The sequence below is a fragment of the Pseudomonas sp. P7779 genome, from assembly GCF_013386315.1.
In the GTDB taxonomy this organism is placed as follows: domain Bacteria; phylum Pseudomonadota; class Gammaproteobacteria; order Pseudomonadales; family Pseudomonadaceae; genus Aquipseudomonas.
Genome location: NZ_JACARZ010000134.1, coordinates 1 through 17375, shown reverse-complemented (window position 1 = coordinate 17375; position 17375 = coordinate 1). Strand labels below are relative to the sequence as shown.

Sequence of the window (17375 nt, the reverse complement as noted above, 5' to 3'; positions counted from 1 at the left end):
TCGCGAAGGCGGTGAATCAGTCGCCGGATACATTGACTGAAACACCGCCTTCGCGAGCAAGCCCGCTCCCACATTTTGATTGGATTACCAAAGTTAGAACGTGTATTCGACCATCCCCATCACCGACGTCTGCAAGCGTCTCTCCACAATCGGGCTTTGCCCGGCCTTGTCTGCCAGGTACTGCACATCCAACAGCGTCGAAAACTGTGTGTGTTCGCTGATCGGCAAGCTCCACACCAGATTCATCCCGTTGCTGATGTTGCCGCCGCTGGCCTTGTAGGCCTTGAAGCGACTCTGTGCGGCCTGGCCGGTGGTCACGCCGTACCAGGTCTGCAGGTAATTGCTGTCGCCAAAATGGCTGCTGAGGCTGGCATCCAGCGAACCGTAGTCGCCGTCGTACAGATTGGTGCCCAGGCTCAGCTCCAGGTGGGTGAACGCCTTGCCGGAATCCTTGTGATCATCTTCCTCAAGCGCATGCTCCAGGGTTGCGCCGAGAATCACCCCGCCCAGGTTATAGCTGCCACTGACACCCACCTGGGCGCGAGTCTTGATCTCGCCCATGCCCTTGAGTTTCTTCGAGCCCGGGCGCCCGGTCTTGCTTTCGTCCTTGCGTGAGCCGCTGGCGCCGACGTAGGCGCTGAAGCTCGCGCCGCCGCCGTCATAACCCCAGCCCAGGCCCTTGTCGGTGTCGAGGAAAATCCCCCACGGGCTGACGATGGCTGCGCCCAGCACCGGCGCGGTGACTCGCTCGTCGCTGCCGCTGTAGCGGGGCAGGTTGGCCACGCCGGCCTTGAGGGTGTATTCCCAGTCATCGGCCAGCAGGGTGTCGGCGCTGGCCAGCAGGCACAGCGACGTCAGGGACAGGCACAGGTGTTTTGAACGCATGATGGTCTTCATGTGAGGTCAGAGACTCAAGGGGTTGTGGGGAGAATCGGTACGTTTGAAGTGGTAGCCGGAGGCGCTCAGGCCGTTGACCTGGCGACTCACGGTATCGCCCAGGCCATAGCCGTTGCCGGCCAGCACCGCGTGGGCGTTGTCCACGGGCAGCAGGATGTAGTCGGTCAGCGGCTCGTCGTGCAGTTGGCCGCGGATCACCAGGAAGCCGTTCTCCAGGCGCACGCTGATGCCGCTCAGGGGCGCGTCGGGCTCATGGGTGTTGAGCACTTGATAGGTGCCGATGGTGTCGGCCCAGGCATTGCTCAGCGGGGTCTGTTCGATGCGTTCGCCCACCGGGACGCGTTGGCCGTGGCTGCGGGCGGTGAGCATCTGGCGCCCTTGCACCGTTACCACATCCAGCTGCACGCGGCCCAGTTCACCGAGGTCCTTGAGCCAGAAGCCGAGGAATTTCTGTTGTGCCCGCAGCCAGCCCTGGCCGTCGCGCAGCAGTTCGAAACGGGTGTCGGCCAACTCGCCATACAGCTGGCCGTTTTCGTCCTTGATACGGAAAATGCCCCAGGCCGTGGCGTAGAAACCCGCCAGGCGCCTGCGGTCGATCGCGGCGGGCACCTGGCGGATTTTCAGGCCGTGGGCGGGCGCCTGACAGTTGTCGGCACACACCGGGTCGCCGGTCTGGGCCTGGAGCATCAGGCGCAGGGTGTCGGTGGTCAGGGACACCACCATCTCTTCGGCGTTGCTGTCGTTGGCCATCACGATCACGGCCAGTTGCTGGTCAGGCAGCATCGTCAGTTGCGCCGCGAAATCATCCCCGCCACCGCTGTACTGGAAGGTGCGAATGCCGGGGCCCACCGGCTCATCGCCGCAAGGGGCGAGAAACCACCCCAGGCCCATCTGGCAGTCGAAGTCCAGGGCGTTGCCGGTGTTTTGCTGGCTGAACATCTCGTCAATCGACTGGCTGCCCAGTACCTGTCTGTCTTTATAGAGGCCCCGGGCGAAGAGCATGCGCACGTAGTGGCTGAGGTCCTTGGGGCTGCTCCACAAGCCACCGGCCGCGAGGTCGCGCACCTGGGCGTCGGCGCTGACGGTGCCGTCTGCATAACCCCGGGCGCGAAAGCCCGGTTGCGCGCCGGTGCCGACGAAGCTCGACTGGTTCATCTCCAGGGGCTTGAGCAGGCTGCTTTGCAGTCGGGTTTCGAAATCCTGCTGGCTGCTGCGTTCGATGGCGGCGCCGACCAGGGCGTAGCCGAGGTTGGAATAGGCCACCTGGGTCCCCGGTGGCGTGCTCAGCCAAACCCCTGAAATACGCATTGGCATCTGGCCCATGGCGAAGGTGTTGCGCACGTCCCGCAGGTGTTCGCTGGGCAGGCCGGACTGGTGGCTGAGCAGGCGGCGCAGGGTGATGTCGCGGTCGGCGGCCGCTTGGTCGGAATGAAAGCGCGAGCGTACGTAAAACTCCCGCAGGGTGTCCTGGATCGGGGCGTCTAGGGCCAGGCGCTGTTGCTCCACCAGTTGCAGGGCCGCGGTGGCGGTGAGCAGTTTGGAGAGGGCGCCGGCGCGGAACGCGGTGTTGGGCGTCACCGGTTTGCCCAGGGCTTTGTCGGCAACGCCGAAGCCGTGGGCCCAGATCAGTTCCTGGCCATTGACCAAGGCGATGGACAGGCCGGGTATGTTTTGCCTGGCCATTTCAACGGGGATGCGTTTTTGCAGGTAGCGGATGATTGCGCTGTAGTCGCCCTTGGGGATAGGCGGCGGGGCCGGCGGTTGGCCGTGGCAGCCGAGACTGCCCAGCAGGAAACCCAGCAGCGGAATACTGCGCAATGTGCGAAACATGAGGAGCACCCGAGGGGTGGTTTGGATGCTCGAATGCTAGGGGCGGGCCGTCGATGAGTCTTTGTGAGCTTTGTCGGGAAACTGTCAAAGACTGTTAATCGGCTGCCGGCCCAGGCCGGTTTATTTCAACGCCGGATCTCCTGGGTTGAGCTTCTTCCACGACTGCATCACCACCTGCGCCTTGGGCTCTTTTCCGTTTTCCAGGTAGTACTGGATCAACGACAGCCGCGCATTGCGGTTATACGGCTGCAATGCCAACAGCTTTTCCAGTTGTTCACAGGCCTGATCCACATGCCCGCTGTCATGCAGCGCCACCGCCAGTACATAGTTGTACTGCGGATTTGCGGGCTCCAGTCGCGCCGCTTCACGCAGGTGCGGCATGGCTTTGGCCGATTCCCCGGCGCGAATCAGCATCAACCCCTGGGTGTGCTGCAACAGTCCCGCCTCGGGGTGCTGCTTGAGGTTGTCCGCCACCAGCGTCCGTGCCTCCTCGGCACGACCGTTGGCCTCCAGCCATTGCGCCAGGGTCACCAGCGCCGGGAAGAAATCCGGGTCCCGCAGCAACGCGGTACGCAGTTGCGCTTCTACCTTGTCGCCGCGATCGCTGGCCTGGTACAGCATCGCCAGGTTGAGATTGGCTTCGGCACGCTCCAGCAAGCTCGACTGTACATTTTCGTATTCGGCGATCGCCTTGTCCCAGTCCGGCCCAAGGCCCTGGCCCGAGGCGCTCAGCAGGTCACGGGCGGCAATGATCCGCACCGCCAGCACCGGGTCCCGCAGCAACGGCCCATACAACGCTACCCGCTCAGGCGGCGGCAGGAATGCACTGATCGCCCGCACCGCGCTCTCACGTACTTGCGGCGCCGGGTTGCCAAGGTCCCTGGTCGCCAGTTTCAACGCCTGTTCACTCGGGTAGTTCGGCAGTTCAGCCAGCAGCGTCGCGCGCTGGATTGCCGGCAGGTTGTTGCGTGCCAACTGGTCATACAGCGCTTGCGCCGCGCCTGGCTGGCCACCCCGGATCAGCAACATACTTTCGGCGTAACGCGGTGCATGCTCGGGCTCGCTGGCACTCCAGAGCTTGAACTGTTCGCTGACCTTATCCCCGGGCCGGGGAATGCTGAAACTGTGGTCGTGCCGGAAGTCATTGCCCATGTAGAACTTGCCGGGCATGTGGCAATCGACGCAGAACGAACCGGGCTCGCCGGCCGCGTGGCGGGTATGTTCGGGGGAGTCGTAGTTCTTGGCCTGCAACCCGCGACCATCCACCGTGGCCACGGCGGTTTTGCCCGCAGTGTTGTGGCATTGCAGGCACAGGCCATTGCCCGGTGCTTTCAGTTCGGCGCTGTGGGGGTTGTGGCAGTCACTGCAGCGCACGCCCTTGTCGGCCATTTTGCTTTGGGCGAACGAGCCGTGTTCGAACACTTCATCCTTGATCTTGCCGTCCAGCGCATACAGCTCGCGGGTCAGCACGCTGGGCAGGTAATCGTCCATCAGGCGTTTGCCGACGGTATAGCCATCCCCCAGTGGCGCGCGGCGGGCGTGGCAGCGGGCGCAGGTTTCGATCTCGACGGTGGCGTCCTTGTCTTTCAAATCCACGGCAAAGCCCGCGTGCAGCAGATCGCCTTTTTTCGCCGCCCACTCCACATGGTTCGACGCCGGGCCATGGCACGCCTGGCAGCCGACGCCCAGGCTGTTCCACTGGCTGTCGAAGCTGTTTTTGGCGGCATCGAAATTGCGCTTGTAGCCGGTGGTGTGGCACTCCACGCACATGAAGTTGGCGTTCTGGCTGGGCTTGCTCCAATGCAGCGGGTTCTTGAAGTTCACGCCCTGGCCGGGGTAGAGGTGAAACCAGCGGTTCTTTTGCGTATCCCACGCCACGCCCAGGGCCTGCAAGCGCCCCTCGCCAACCTCGATCAAATACTGCTGCAATGGCGCGATGCCGAAGGTATAGGCGACCTTGAAATCCGCCGCCTTGCCGTCGGCGCCGGGCGTGTTGACCCAGAACTCATCGCCCCGGCGCGAGAACCGGGTGGTCTCACCCTCGCTGCTGAAGGACACATCGTTGAAGTCGGCCGGTACCGTCTCGGCGGTGGCGACCTGCATCGCCAGCTGGTGGTGCGAGTCTTGCCAGTCCTTCACCTGTGCCTGGTGACAACCCTGGCACTGCTGCTCATCGACCATTTTTGCAGGCGGCAGAACGGCCACCGGCTTGACCACGGGGGCAGGCGCCGCCACCGGCAGCCGGGGCGTGCTGGCCTGGAGGAAAAACCAGATTCCGGCCATGGCCAACAGCAGCAGGGCGATCAGTACGGGATACAGGTAACGACTGGGGGAATCACGGCGAGGTACGGCTTTATTGTCAGGCTTGGGCATTACGACTTCCGATGTCCGATGCATTGACGCTCTGGTGGCGCGCTTAAGCTCTGTGCAGCTTTGACGTTGGGCGCTTGCCTGTCAAATAGTCGCTGTGAAATACCCCACAACCTGTGTTGTCTGCCGGGTTATTTTCCCAGAGTTGGCTATACCTACAGCTCAACGTTCCTTCGATGACAACCAGGGAGTTCGACGATGAAGCTAGGACTAATGATCGGCACGGTGTGCATTGCCTCGATCGGGGTGATGGGGTGTTCCAGCAAGGTGACGCAGCCGGACGAGTATTCCGGGTTTCTCTCCGACTACAGCAACCTGAAGGAAGCCAAGTCCCCCTCGGGCGCTGACGTGATGCGCTGGGTGGACCCCAACCTGAACCTGAGCCGTTATACCGGCGTGTATATCGAGCCCACCCAGTTCTACCCCAAGCCACAAGCCACCACCAGGATTCCTGAAAGCACCTTGCAGGGCATCAACACCTACTACAACCAGGCGCTGAAGCGCGAGCTGGAAAAGTCCCTGCCACTGGCCAACGGGCCTGGCCCGGGCGTGATTGTAGTACGGGCGGCCATCACGGCCGTCAGCAGCAAGACCGAAAGCCTCAAGCCGTATGAGTACATTCCTGTCGCGCTGGTGGCCGCTGCGGTCAGCACCGGTACCGGGATTCGTGACCAGGAAACCACCCTGGGCACCGAGGCCCAATTCCTCGATGGCGACAGCGGCAAGGTAATCGCCCAGGTCGTGCGTAAAGGCACCGGCAAGCCGTTGTCGAACGACTCCCAGGTGATGAAGGCCGATGACGTGAAAAGCGTGATCGACGGTTGGGCGTCGGACCTGCACCAGTCGTATCTGAAGCTGAAACGCTGATGTGTCAGGCCCGGGGTTCGCGCCCCGGGCCGCATGAGCCCCCGACTACTGGCCGATGAACCAGCGGTAATAAGGGTTGGCGCTGTCTTGTTGCAACACCGCCTGGATATCCCGGCCCCAGGCGGTGCGATCGCCGTCATAGGCATGCAGGCTGGCGCGATAGAACTGCATCAGGCGCTGCTGTTCGCTGGCCAGGGTACGGGTGAACGCCGGGTCCGCATTCAGCAATGGCGCAGGCACCCGCAGATCCAGCAGCGCCGGGAGCACCCGGGCGATCTCTTTGCTGCGTACCCACGGTGCGTATTCGATACGCGGCTGGTCATCGGTGACCGGCAGCGCAGTGCCCGCAAAACGCTCCAGGCCCTGGCGATCGGTGACCCAGGTCGCGAGCAGGGTTGCCGCGGAATCTATGCCTACATCACTCAGGGCGCTGCTGACGGTCGGTTGCTCAAAGCGCTGGCGAATCCGCGTGGCGTCCAGTTCGATGGGCTCCATGGAGCCCACCAGCAGCATTTCGTGGAATTCGCTGGTCCACAGCGTCGCGTACGGAAACACGTCGAGGAAGCTGCGCACCAGGGACTGTGAGTCCTCGATGTTTTGCGTCGGCAGGGGCAGCCATTGGGCCAGCAGGCCGTTTTTCTCCAGGCGCCGGGCAGCCAATTGGTAGAAGTCGCGGGAATACAGATTGACCACGCCAGCCGCCGACGGTGGCGGTGGTTCGAGGGTGATCAGGTCGTACGCCTGCGGGTTGCGCAGCAGTTCCTGGCGACCGTCCCGCAGACGCACGTCCACTCCCGGATCACTGGCAGCGTTGAAATTGCCCTTGAACAGCGGCGCCGCCTGGATCACCGATGGCAGCAACTCGGCGACTACCCGGTGCTCGAGCCCGGGATAACGCAGCAAGGCCCCGGCGGTAATCCCGGTGCCAAAGCCGATTACCAGCGCCGAGCGGGGCTCGCCGTTATGGATCAGCAGCGGCAGCAGTGCCTGGATCCGCATATAGCGCAGGGACGGCATGGCGTCGCCGGTGTTGGACACGCCCTGGATGTACAGGCGCTGAAAGCTGCGGGCGCCCTGGCCCTGGGTGACCACGGCGACCGTGGCGCCGCGACCTTCCTGGTAAAACGCCAGGCTCGCATTGCGTGCCCCGGGCAGCAGCTTGGCCAGGCGATCCACGGGCGTCAGTAAACCTACGGCCACAGACAGCAAACCGAGAGCGACTACTGCCTGGCGTCGGCCTTTTTTCACCCCGTGGCCACGACGCACGGCCATATAGCCCACGGCACCCGCGATCACCGCGAGCAAGCCCAGGGTACGCACCAGCCCAAGCCAGGGAATCAGCACAAAACCGCACAACATCACCCCGACAATCCCGCCGAGGGTATTGAATGCCACCACCGCGCCCACATCCAGGCCCACGTGCTCGCTGCCCACGCTCAAGCGCAGGGCCAGGGGAAAGGCTGCGCCAAGCAACAGGGTTGGCACAAACACGATGCACAGCGCGGCCACCGCAAAGCGTGCGCTCATGCCCGGCAGTTCGGCGCCGCCCAGGCTCAGCACCAGGGCTTCGGCCTGGGTTTGCAGCAGCACCAGCCAGCGGCCCAGCAGGGCGATCTCCAGCAAGGCCACCAACCCGGCACCGGCGATCAGCAGGCCGAAGATGCCCCATGGGTCGCGGATCCGCTCGACCCGCTGCGCCATCAACTGGCTGCCGATAAACAGCCCGGCCAGATACGTGGCGAGTACCACGGCAAACGCATAGGTGCGGGTGCTCATGAACTGCACGATGGACTGCGACCACACCACCTCGTAACCCAGGGCCACGCCACCGGCGACGGCGTACAGCACCAGGGCCAGGCGCGCCGGTTGCGCGCTGCGGGTGTGGCTGGTCGGCGCAGGCGTGTGATGCCGCACATACAACAGCGCGCCGACGGCGGCCAGCAGATTGAGCATCGCGGCCACCAGGGCACTGCCGCGCACGCCGAACGTGGCGATCAGCACGAAGGCGCTGAGCAAGGTGCCGGCAATTGCCCCAGCGGTGTTGGCCGCGTACAAGCGGCCCCCGGCCTGGCCCAGGGCCTTGGGGTCGATGTCCAGCGAGCGCACCAGCACCGGCAAGGTGCCGCCCATCAGCAGGGCCGGGATGCCCACCAGCAAAAATGGCAGGACCCAGGCCAGCAGGCCGACCTGTTGTTCCAGCCAGGCAAACGGGCTGGCGGCCATGCTCAGGGCCACGGTGGCAGCCACGCCGAGCACGGCGACGAGAATTTCGAGGATTGCATACAGCAGCAGCGGGCGTGACAGGCGATCGGCCCAGCGTCCGAACAGCCAGCCACCCAATGCCAGCCCGGCAAAAAACGCGCTGATGCCGGTGGTGATGGCGTACACCTCCACCCCCACGACCAGCGACAGTTGCTTGATCCACAGCACCTGGTACACCAGGGCAGCCATGCCGGAGATGAACAGCAGCAAGGCGGGAATCAGCGTGGTTGAGGTGTGAGCCAGTGCAACGGGTTTGCTGGCGGTGCGTGACGACATTGCAGATAGCCTTATGGAAATACCGATCAAAGTGTGGCGAGGGAGCTTGCTCCCGCTGGGGTGCGAAGCGCCCCCAAAGCCAGACACCGCGACTTACCTGAAAAACCGCGCTGTCTGGATGGGGGCTGCTGTGCAGCCCAGCGGGAGCAAGCTCCCTCGCCACGGGTTGGGCGCCACCCATAAGCGCGGCGCCTACGGCTATTGCGCCGGGTTAGCCTTCATTTTTTCCGCAATCTTCTTGTCCACGGCTTCGCGGATCTGGTCGATGCTGAAGCTGGCCGGTTTCTGGCTCGGCGGGTACTCGATGAACGTCTCGAGGAACTTCGCCGATTTGGTCACCGCCACCGCACCCAGGTAGATGTTTTTGGTGCTCCAGTCGTAATACTGGTCAGACACCACATCCGCGCGCTCATACGGGTCCATCCTCAGGTTGAAGATTTTCGGCACCCGCAGTTGCACGAACGGCTCGCTCCACACCCGGAAACCGCCCGGCTGGCGCTGTTCGGCAAACACCACCTTCCAGTTGTCGAACCGCACTGCCACCAGTGCACCGTCATCGTTGAAATAGAAGAACTCGTTACGCGCGCCTTTGGGTTGTTGGCCGGTCAGGTAGGGCAGTTGGTTGTAGCCGTCCAGGTGCACCTTGAAGTTGGTACCGCCAGCCGTCGGAGCCCAGCCCTTGAGCAGTTTGTCCTTGACGTCCGCATCGCCTGCGGCGGCCAGCAGGGTAGGGAACCAGTCCATGCCCGAGACCATTTCGTTGGAGACTTCACCAGGCTTGATCTTGCCCGGCCAGCGGATGATCGCCGGCACCCGGTAGGCGCCTTCCCAGTTGGAGTCTTTCTCGTTGCGGAACGGCGTGGTTGCCGCATCCGGCCACGAGAACTGGTTCGGCCCGTTGTCGGTGGTGTAGACCACAATGGTGTTGTCGGCGATCTTCAGGTCGTCGAGGGTTTGCAGGAGTTTGCCCACATCGCCGTCATGCTCCAGCATGCCGTCGGCGTACTCGTTGCCGGGCATGCCGCTCTGGCCCTTCATCGAGTCACGCACGTGGGTGAACACGTGCATGCGCGTGGTGTTCATCCACACGAAGAACGGCTTGTTGGCTTCGGCCTGTTTCTTGATGAACGCCTGGGCGGCGGCCGTTGTTTCGTCGTCGATGGTCTCCATGCGTTTGGTGGTCAGGGCGCCGGTGTCTTCGATCTTGCCGTCGGCAAAACTGTGGATCACCCCGCGCGGGGTGTTGGCCTTGACGAAGTCGGCATCGTCCTTGGGCCAGTACGGGCGCTCTGGCTCTTCTTCGGCATTGAGGTGGTACAGGTTGCCGAAGAACTCATCGAAGCCGTGGTTGGTGGGCAGGTATTCATCCCGGTCGCCCAGGTGGTTCTTGCCGAATTGCCCGGTGGAGTAGCCCAGCCCCTTGAGCGCCTGGGCAATGGTGATATCGCGTTTTTGCAGGCCCACCGGCGCACCGGGAATGCCCACCTTGGACAAGCCAGTGCGCAACGGCGTCTGGCCTGTGATAAAGGATGAGCGCCCGGCGGTGCAGCTGTTCTCCGCGTAGTAGTCGGTGAACAGCATGCCTTCCTTGGCGATACGGTCGATATTCGGGGTTTTGTAACCCACTACGCCCATGGAATAGGCGCTGATGTTGGTTTGCCCAATGTCATCGCCGAATATCACCAGGATATTCGGCTTGTCGGCGGCCCAGGCTGATGCCGAGACCCCCATCACCGATACCGCCACTAGGGCGAGTTTCGGCAGCCACTTGCGTAGGCGAGTCATATGACTTGCTCCTTTCTCGGCTTGAGTCGCATTGCCTGCGACCAACGTTTATTACAGTCCTTCGCGACGTCTTTTCTTATTGCACCTGCTGTTGCACAGCCGGCTCGAACGGGTAGATGCGCTTCCACTCGGTTGCCATGTCCACCACGGTCCAGCCTTTTGTCCTGGCTTCATCCAGCGCCTTGTCCAGGCGCCCGATGTGAGAGTTGCGGTCATAGGCCCACTCGCGCGTGGCGTCGGTGTGGTGCACCAGGCCCATGAAGCGTTTGCCCTGGCCGGCGGCTGTCCACTGGAGCATTTGCAGGTCGCCGTCGGAGTTGCCGAAGGCCAGGATCGGCCGGCGGCCAATGATCGAGTCGATGCTTTCCGGCTTGCCCGGGCCGTCATCGTTGTGGGCGAGCTTGGCGGTGCGCAGGACCTGCGGGGCGCCATCCTTGATCTGGAACGCGGTGACGAAGTTGGAGCCGATCACCTGTTCCGGCGGCACGCCGTAGACCACTTCGGCGAAGGCACGCATGAAGGCAGTATCCCCGCCGGAAACGATGTAGGTCTTGAATTGCTGGCTGCGCAGGTAGTCGAGCATCTCCAGCATCGGCTGGTAGATCATCTCGGTGTAGGGCTTGCCGGTTTTCGGGTGACGGGCCTGGGCGAGCCAGGTCTTGGCGTTGTCGATAAAGGCGTCGGTGGTGATCCCGGTATGGGTGGCGCCGATGATTTTCAGCAGGCCTTCCATGCCGCTTTGCGCCAGGGCCTGGTGATCGTTGTCGAGCACGGCCTTGAATGGCTGGGTGGTTTTCCACTCGGGATGCCGGGGGGCGAGGCGCTTGATTTCGTCGAAGGCAAACAGCACCTCGAAGTAGGCCGGCTGTTCGGTCCACAGGGTGCCGTCGTTATCGAATACGGCGATGCGTTCGGCGGGTTTTACATAGTCCCTGGAGCCTTCGGCGGTCACGGCCTGGACGAATTCGATGATGTGTTGTTTGCTCGCGCCTTCGCTCCACGAGGGCAGCGGATCGGCCGCCAGCGCAGGCAGGCTTATCAGCAGCAGAAGGGGCAAGACGCAACGCAGGGACGTCATGGGAAATCCTTTTCGCGACGGGGGTTCAGTGGTAGCAAGCGTAGTCGACGAAAGCGCCAGCGCAACGCCTCGCAGCCACGTCGCCACAGGGGTGGGACTCGTGGCCATAGGCCATGCACGAGGTACGCGGCCAGTACCAGCACCACCAGGGCAGCGCTCCAGGCCATGCCGTGCCGTGACAGTTGCCAGCTGTGCTGGCCGAGTTGCTTGAGGTCCTCGGCGATGGAAAACGTCGGGGTGTAGGCAGTTGCGGCTTGCACCTCGATGCTGATCTCGGGCACCCGCGTGAGTTGCAGGCGATGGTTGCGGCTGTCCCACCATTTCACGCTGATCGCCGGCAGTTGGTAGTGACCGGGCTGTTCGACGCGGTACACCTGCCGGTCGATGCGTTGGCCGCCGGTGATGTTGCCGCGGCCATCATCCAGGTTGCCGATGACCGGCGACTGCGGGTAGCGACGCAGGCCTTTTACCTGGGCCTGGTCAGGTGGCGGCAGTGACAGGCCGGGGGTGTTGTCGGCTTGCAGGGTGAGGGTGCGGGTGAGGGTGTCGCCGACCTTGATGGGTGTGGTGGTGACCGCCTGGGTCAGGCGCAGCCCGTCAGCCACCAACACGGTTTCCCCGGGTTCGAACCCCGGCGGCTGGGTCGCCTGGAATGACAGCGCCGCCGTTTGCGCATTCAACGGTGCACTGGCCTGGCCGGGCTGGGCCTGCACCGTCAGGGCCGGGATGTTGAACGTCTGGGCCACGGACGGGGTGATGCGGTAGCGGTAGCGCATGCCGTAGAAGGTCTTGCCCTCGAGCACCTGGTTGACGTGTTCGGATTCACTGTCCGGCGCCTGCACCCGCGCGCCGGGCAACTGCAGCGGCGGCAGGCTGGCGGCGGCGGTGAACCAGGTGTCGGTCAATACATCGACCTGCAATTGCACTTGTTCGCCCACCACCACGTTGTTGCCAGGCACCAGTTGCGCCTGCACCCGCAGTTGCGGTTCGGCCGCCCACAACGGAGCGGCGACCAGCAGCAACAGCCAGCAGAGCCGGTTCATGGCTGGGCTCCCTGGTCCTGCAGGCTGAACTTGCGCCGCAGGAAGTTCGCCGGGGAAGTTGTCAGGTTCTGTAGCCACAGCGCGTCGTTGCTCGCCTGTTCGGTCTGGATAGTCTTGCTCTTGCCCTTGCCGGCGGCCTTGTCGAACTTGACCGCATCAGGCTTGACCTCGGGGGCGTTGTCCGAGGCGTTCTCGGTGTCTTTCTTCAGGGCCAACGCCAGCGCCAGGTTGGCGCTGGCTTCGGGGAACTGCGGTTGCTGCTGCAAGGCTTGCTGGTAGGCGGTGATCGCGTCGTCGAACTTGAAGCGGCGCACGTGGATATTGCCCCGGTAGAACGCGGCCTGTGCGGTGTCGAGTTGGGCGAAGGTCGCCAGGGCCAGGTCGTAGTCGGCGGCATTGTAGGCGGCGACGCCCTTCCAGTAGGGGTCGACAAACAGCGTGGCAGCGGCGGGGTAGTGATGGTGTTCGAAGGCCCAGCGGCCTTGCTGGTCGCGGGTGAAGAACGCGTCGGTCAGGGCATTGGCCTCGGCGGGCGCAGGTTGCAGGAACGCCCCCAGCACCAGCACCGCCATCCAGTTCAGGCTCCAGCCCCGGCGCACGCTGAACAACGCCAACAGCAGCAGCGGCCAGCACAGCCAGTAGCCGGCATCTTTCCATTGCAGGTTGCGCTGTTGTTCATCGGCGTTCTGGAAGTGCTGCTGGGCATGCAGTTCTACCCAGTCGAGGTCGTCATCGTTGAGGGTCAGGCTGCCCAGCGGCGCGTCGGTGGCCGCGGCCAGTTGCTTCAAGGCGTCGGCATCGAAGTTCACGCCGACCGCCAATACCAGCACCTGCAACGGGCTGTCCGCGAGGTGTTGTTTGAGCTGCGGCAGCTGCGCGAGGTCGGCGCCGTCGGTGATCAGCAACAGGCTGCCGGGGGCGTTTTCCGCCGCGAGCAAACGCTTGGACTGGTCGATCACTCCGGCCACATCCCGTCCGGGCTTGCTGATCAGGTCGGTGGCCAGGGCCTGGATAAAGCTGTCGAGCAATGCCGGGTCGTCCGTCGGCGGCAATACCAGATGCGCGCTCCCGGCATACACCATTAACGCAGTACGCGCGCCCTGGCGGCGCTGCACCAGGTCCTGCAACTTGTGCTTGGCAGCTTGCAGCCGGGCAGGCGGCACGTCGGCGGTGTCCATCGACGGTGACAGGTCCAGGGCGATGATCAGCGGCGCGCGGTTTTCCAGGAAGTCGGGGCGGTCCTGTTCCCAGGTGGGGCCGGCACTGGCCAGTGCGCCGAAAATCAGCAGTGCGCTGACCAGATGCACCGGCCGCAGGCGATGGCGATCAGTCGGCGTCAACAGCAAATGTGGCAACAGGTGCGGCGCGATATTGCCCCGCAAGCGTCGTTGCAGGTCCTTGCTGCGGCGCCACAGCAGCGGCAGCAACAGGCCGAGCAACGCCAGCAGCAGCCAGCCCGGGCGCAGGAAGTGGAAGTCACTGAGGTTGAACGCCATCGCGGACCTCCCGATGGCGCAGTCCCAGATGCGGCCACAAAGCGGCGATCAGGTGATACAGCGCCAGCACGGCGATGGCTGCCGCGAGTGGGATCCAGAACAGATCACGCTTGGGCTGGTGGCTCAGGGTGTTCACCTGATGCGGGGTGATCTGGTCGAGGGTGGCGTAGACCTGGTCCAGGGTGTCGCGGTTTTCGGCGCGCAAATAGCGCCCGCCGGTGGCCTCGGCAATCTGTTGCAGGGCGCTCAGGTTGACCTTGGATTCGCCCGAGACGCCCGGGTCGCCAATGCCGATGGTGTGAATCACCACGCCCTTGGCCGCCGCCATCGAGGCCGCGTGATCGGGCGGGATCGCGCTGCTGGTGTCATTGCCGTCGGTGAGCAGGATCAGCACCTTCTCTTGCTCATGGGCCTGGTCCAGCAGTTTCAGGCTCAGGCCGATGGCATCGCCAATCGCGGTATTGGGCCCGGCCATGCCGATGCCGCTGTCATCCAGCAGCAGCGACAGGCTGGCGTGATCGAGGGTCAACGGCGCCTGGGGATAGGCACCGCTGCCAAACAGGATCAGGCCGATACGGTCGTCCTTGCGGCGCTGGATAAAGCCCTGCACCACCTGTTTGACGGCGGCCAGGCGGTTGATCTTCTGGCCATTGGCGTCGGTGAAGTCCTGGGTTTCCATGGACTGCGAGATGTCGATGGCCAGCATCAGGTCACGCACCGGCTGTTGGCGTTCGATGGGTTTTTCGATCCATACCGGGCGGGCAATGGCCAACACCAGCAGCGCACACACCAGCAGGTTGAGCAGCAATTGCAGGCGATTGCTGCGGATGCCGCTGGCGGCGGGCGTCTGGCCCACGGCCCGGCTGAGGCTGGCAAAAAACGGCACGCGCACGGCGCTGCGGGCTTCGCGGTATTCCGGCAGGTAACGGTAGGCCAGCCACGGCAACGGCAGCAGGAGCAACAGCCAGGGGTAATCAAGCTGCCACATGGTGATGCTCCACCCAGGCTTTGCACCGGGCCAACAACTGTTCACGTTGCGCGCTGGACATATCGGCTGCCCCATACGCCAGGCTCGCCAGTTGAAGGCTAAAATCCTCCGGCAGCGGCGTACCGCCATGGCGCAGCAGGAACGCCTGCCAGTCGGCCCCGCTCAAGGTTGGCACGCGCTGGTGTTCTTCGGGCGCAAGGGGCATCGACAGGGCCACACGCTTGAGCAGTTCCGGCAATTCGCGCAGGTCTTCGATCACGTTGAGGCGCGCCAGGGCTTCGCGGCGATAGGTATTGCGGCGCCAGCGCAACCAGGCGCGGACGCCCAGCACCAGCAGGGCAATCGCCAGCAAACCGAGCAGCACCCACCAGCCCCACGTCTGCGGCCAGTAGCTGACCGGCGCCGGCAGGCCCAGCTCCTTGAGTTGTTCGATGCTCGGCACATTGGCGTTCATCGCCGCGCTCCATTGCGCCGGCCCAGCTCATCGCGCAGTTGGTCAACTGCAGGCAGCGCCGTGCTGATCATCAACAGCGGCACCTGGCTGCGGCGCAGCAGGCTGGCGACGTCCCTTAGGCGCCCGCCAAGAAAGTCCCCCAGGGGTTGGCGCACCTGGCGTTTCTGTACGGCGAGTTCCACCTGCAACTGGCCCTGGGTGACCATCAGGTGCCCGCTATCCGGCACGTTCAACGCCAGCGGGTCATAGACTTGCAGGGCGATCACATCGTTATGGGCCGACAGTTGCCGCATCAATTGCAGGGTGCGGTCACCGGCCCCGGCGAAATCGCTGACGATGCAGATCAGGTGGTCATGCCCGGCCAGCGCCAGGCACCGTTGCAGCACCTTGTCGAGCTGGCCGTCGGCTTCATGGTCCGGGTTGCCGGCGCTCAACGCGGCGTTCTGCTGGACGATGCGGCTGCACAAGGCTTCGACGCGCTTGCGGCTGCGCAACGGCGCCACACTGTCGATGTGCTCATCGTTGAACACCAGCCCGCCCACCCGGTCACTGGCGTTGAACACCATCCATGCCGCCAGCGCGCCCAATTCGGCGGCGACGGCCGATTTGAAGCTGCGCACCGAACCGAAGAACATCGACATGCGCTGGTCGACCACGATGAGCGCTGGGCGGTCGCGCTCCTCGGTAAAGGTGCGGATCACCGGTTTGCCGGTACGCAGGGAGGCGCGCCAGTCCAGGTGACGCAGATCATCGCCGGGCTGGTAGCGACGCAGTTCATCGAAGTTCAAGCCGCGCCCGCGCAGCCGCGAGGCATGGTTGCCGGCGAGGATGCTGCCCTGGGGCTGGCGCGCGACGAAACTCAGGCCACGGGTCTGGAACTGCAGGGCCATCAACTGCTCCAGGGACACGTAGACCAGGCCGTCGGCGTTCATGCCGGGATCGCCACTTTATCCAGCAGGCGGTCCAGCACCTGGTCGGCCGTGACGCCATCGGCCACCGCGTCGTAGCTCAATTGCAGGCGGTGACGCAACACCGGGTGCGCCACCGTGCGCACGTTGTCCGGGGTGACGAAGGCCTGGCCTTGCAACCAGGCGTCGGCACGGGCGGCGCGGTCCAGGCCAATGCCGCCACGGGGGCTGGCGCCGAGGCTGATCCAGCGCGCCAGGTCGGCGTCGTAGTCGGCGGGATGGCGGGTGGCGTTGACCAGGTCGATCAAGTAGCGGTCGATGGCGGGGGACACCTGGATCGCGCTGACCTCCTTGCGGGCAGCGAAGATCACTTCGGGGGCGAGGGTGAAGCCCCGGGTCGCCGCTGTGGCGGCATGCTGTTCTTCTTCACGCAGCAGGCGCAGCACCTGGCTTTCGTTGTCGGCGCTGGGGTAATCCAGCAGGACTTTCATCAGGAACCGGTCCATCTGCGCTTCCGGCAATGGGTAGGTGCCTTCCTGTTCGATGGGGTTTTGGGTGGCGACCACGATAAACAGCTCGGGCAGCGGATGGCTGGCGCCGGCTACGGTGATCTGGCGTTCTTCCATGGCTTCGAGCAAGGCCGCCTGGACCTTGGCTGGGGCGCGGTTGATTTCATCGGCGAGGATCAGGTTGCCGAACAACGGGCCTGGCTGGAAACGGATCTGGTTCTGGCCATCCACCTGGTGCAGCACCTCGGCGCCGGTGATGTCCGAGGGCAGCAGGTCGGGGGTGAACTGGATGCGACTCATCTTCGCATCCAGGTGCCGGGCCAGGGCCTTGACCGTGCGGGTCTTGGCCAGCCCCGGCAGGCTCTCCAGCAGCAAGTGACCATTGGCCAGCAGACCGATCAGGATCTGCCGGATGACCTGGTCCTGACCCAGCACGCTTTCGCCGATGCTGGCTTGCAGGGCGGTTAAATCGTTGAGCGTCGTCATCACAATCATCCTTGAAACGATGGGTCACCAGGGCGCGGCGACCACGATGTACTGCACGGAGCTGCCGACGTATTGCGGCTGGTACCACGTGGGCCCGCAGTGCTGGTAGGCCACGCCATTGGCGAC

General features: G+C 64.0%; 13 protein-coding genes. 1 reads left to right on the top strand and 12 read right to left on the bottom strand.

The window, feature by feature from the left end; translation table 11 throughout:
• Positions 1–93 precede the first annotated feature (93 nt).
• The 3 genes from HX869_RS29330 to HX869_RS29320 all read right to left on the bottom strand — a co-directional run bounded on the left by HX869_RS29330 (position 94) and on the right by HX869_RS29320 (position 5100).
• Positions 94–897, bottom strand: a complete 804-nt coding sequence (locus HX869_RS29330; RefSeq protein WP_087693017.1) for a MipA/OmpV family protein — start codon at positions 895–897, stop codon at positions 94–96.
• Positions 898–903: 6 nt separating this feature from the next.
• Positions 904–2727: a serine hydrolase gene (locus HX869_RS29325; RefSeq protein ID WP_178904052.1), complete on the bottom strand. Its 1824-nt coding sequence runs from the start codon at positions 2725–2727 to the stop codon at positions 904–906.
• Between the two features lie 120 nt (positions 2728–2847).
• Complete coding sequence (locus tag HX869_RS29320; RefSeq protein ID WP_178904051.1) at positions 2848–5100, bottom strand: multiheme c-type cytochrome; 2253 nt, start codon at positions 5098–5100, stop codon at positions 2848–2850.
• 195 nt (positions 5101–5295) lie between these two features.
• Here HX869_RS29320 and HX869_RS29315 point away from each other — a divergent pair, with 195 nt between their 5' ends.
• A complete protein-coding gene (locus HX869_RS29315) occupies positions 5296–5964 on the top strand; it encodes a DUF3313 domain-containing protein (protein WP_177042132.1) in 669 nt (222 codons plus the stop codon).
• A 45-nt stretch (positions 5965–6009) separates the two neighbouring features.
• On the opposite strand, the gene HX869_RS29310 is transcribed toward HX869_RS29315, so the two are convergent.
• From HX869_RS29310 to HX869_RS29270, 9 genes are all read right to left on the bottom strand, one after another.
• Positions 6010–8502 (bottom strand): fused MFS/spermidine synthase, encoded by a 2493-nt coding sequence (locus HX869_RS29310; protein WP_178904050.1) that lies wholly within the window; start codon positions 8500–8502, stop codon positions 6010–6012.
• 198 nt (positions 8503–8700) lie between these two features.
• On the bottom strand, positions 8701–10287 hold the full coding sequence (locus HX869_RS29305; RefSeq protein ID WP_177042128.1) for an arylsulfatase: 1587 nt from the start codon (positions 10285–10287) through the stop codon (positions 8701–8703).
• 76 nt (positions 10288–10363) lie between these two features.
• On the bottom strand, positions 10364–11365 hold the full coding sequence (locus tag HX869_RS29300) for an HAD family phosphatase (RefSeq protein ID WP_178904049.1): 1002 nt from the start codon (positions 11363–11365) through the stop codon (positions 10364–10366).
• On the bottom strand, positions 11362–12408 hold the full coding sequence (locus HX869_RS29295) for a BatD family protein (RefSeq protein WP_178904048.1): 1047 nt from the start codon (positions 12406–12408) through the stop codon (positions 11362–11364). The genes HX869_RS29300 and HX869_RS29295 overlap by 4 nt, the downstream gene beginning before the upstream one ends.
• Positions 12405–13904, bottom strand: a complete 1500-nt coding sequence (locus HX869_RS29290; protein WP_178904047.1) for a VWA domain-containing protein — start codon at positions 13902–13904, stop codon at positions 12405–12407. The genes HX869_RS29295 and HX869_RS29290 overlap by 4 nt, the downstream gene beginning before the upstream one ends.
• Positions 13885–14892 (bottom strand): VWA domain-containing protein, encoded by a 1008-nt coding sequence (locus HX869_RS29285; protein WP_178904046.1) that lies wholly within the window; start codon positions 14890–14892, stop codon positions 13885–13887. Before HX869_RS29285 ends, HX869_RS29290 begins: the two co-directional genes overlap by 20 nt.
• Positions 14879–15346 (bottom strand): DUF4381 domain-containing protein, encoded by a 468-nt coding sequence (locus HX869_RS29280; RefSeq protein WP_177042118.1) that lies wholly within the window; start codon positions 15344–15346, stop codon positions 14879–14881. The genes HX869_RS29285 and HX869_RS29280 overlap by 14 nt, the downstream gene beginning before the upstream one ends.
• Complete coding sequence (locus HX869_RS29275) at positions 15343–16278, bottom strand: DUF58 domain-containing protein (RefSeq protein WP_178904045.1); 936 nt, start codon at positions 16276–16278, stop codon at positions 15343–15345. The genes HX869_RS29280 and HX869_RS29275 overlap by 4 nt, the downstream gene beginning before the upstream one ends.
• Positions 16275–17249 carry a MoxR family ATPase gene (locus tag HX869_RS29270; RefSeq protein WP_177048721.1) on the bottom strand — a complete coding sequence of 325 codons (975 nt, stop codon included), beginning with the start codon at positions 17247–17249 and terminating at the stop codon, positions 16275–16277. The genes HX869_RS29275 and HX869_RS29270 overlap by 4 nt, the downstream gene beginning before the upstream one ends.
• Between the last annotated feature and the right edge of the window lie 126 nt (positions 17250–17375).

Excerpts from the sequence above, each read along its gene's own strand:
- HX869_RS29330 (WP_087693017.1), bottom strand. The coding sequence starts at position 897 with ATGAAGACCATCATGCGTTCAAAACACCTGTGCCTGTCCCTGACGTCG.
- HX869_RS29325 (WP_178904052.1), bottom strand. The coding sequence starts at position 2,727 with ATGTTTCGCACATTGCGCAGTATTCCGCTGCTGGGTTTCCTGCTGGGC.
- HX869_RS29320 (WP_178904051.1), bottom strand. The coding sequence starts at position 5,100 with ATGCCCAAGCCTGACAATAAAGCCGTACCTCGCCGTGATTCCCCCAGT.
- HX869_RS29315 (WP_177042132.1), top strand. The coding sequence starts at position 5,296 with ATGAAGCTAGGACTAATGATCGGCACGGTGTGCATTGCCTCGATCGGG.
- HX869_RS29310 (WP_178904050.1), bottom strand. The coding sequence starts at position 8,502 with ATGTCGTCACGCACCGCCAGCAAACCCGTTGCACTGGCTCACACCTCA.
- HX869_RS29305 (WP_177042128.1), bottom strand. The coding sequence starts at position 10,287 with ATGACTCGCCTACGCAAGTGGCTGCCGAAACTCGCCCTAGTGGCGGTA.
- HX869_RS29300 (WP_178904049.1), bottom strand. The coding sequence starts at position 11,365 with ATGACGTCCCTGCGTTGCGTCTTGCCCCTTCTGCTGCTGATAAGCCTG.
- HX869_RS29295 (WP_178904048.1), bottom strand. The coding sequence starts at position 12,408 with ATGAACCGGCTCTGCTGGCTGTTGCTGCTGGTCGCCGCTCCGTTGTGG.
- HX869_RS29290 (WP_178904047.1), bottom strand. The coding sequence starts at position 13,904 with ATGGCGTTCAACCTCAGTGACTTCCACTTCCTGCGCCCGGGCTGGCTG.
- HX869_RS29285 (WP_178904046.1), bottom strand. The coding sequence starts at position 14,892 with ATGTGGCAGCTTGATTACCCCTGGCTGTTGCTCCTGCTGCCGTTGCCG.
- HX869_RS29280 (WP_177042118.1), bottom strand. The coding sequence starts at position 15,346 with ATGAACGCCAATGTGCCGAGCATCGAACAACTCAAGGAGCTGGGCCTG.
- HX869_RS29275 (WP_178904045.1), bottom strand. The coding sequence starts at position 16,278 with ATGAACGCCGACGGCCTGGTCTACGTGTCCCTGGAGCAGTTGATGGCC.
- HX869_RS29270 (WP_177048721.1), bottom strand. The coding sequence starts at position 17,249 with ATGACGACGCTCAACGATTTAACCGCCCTGCAAGCCAGCATCGGCGAA.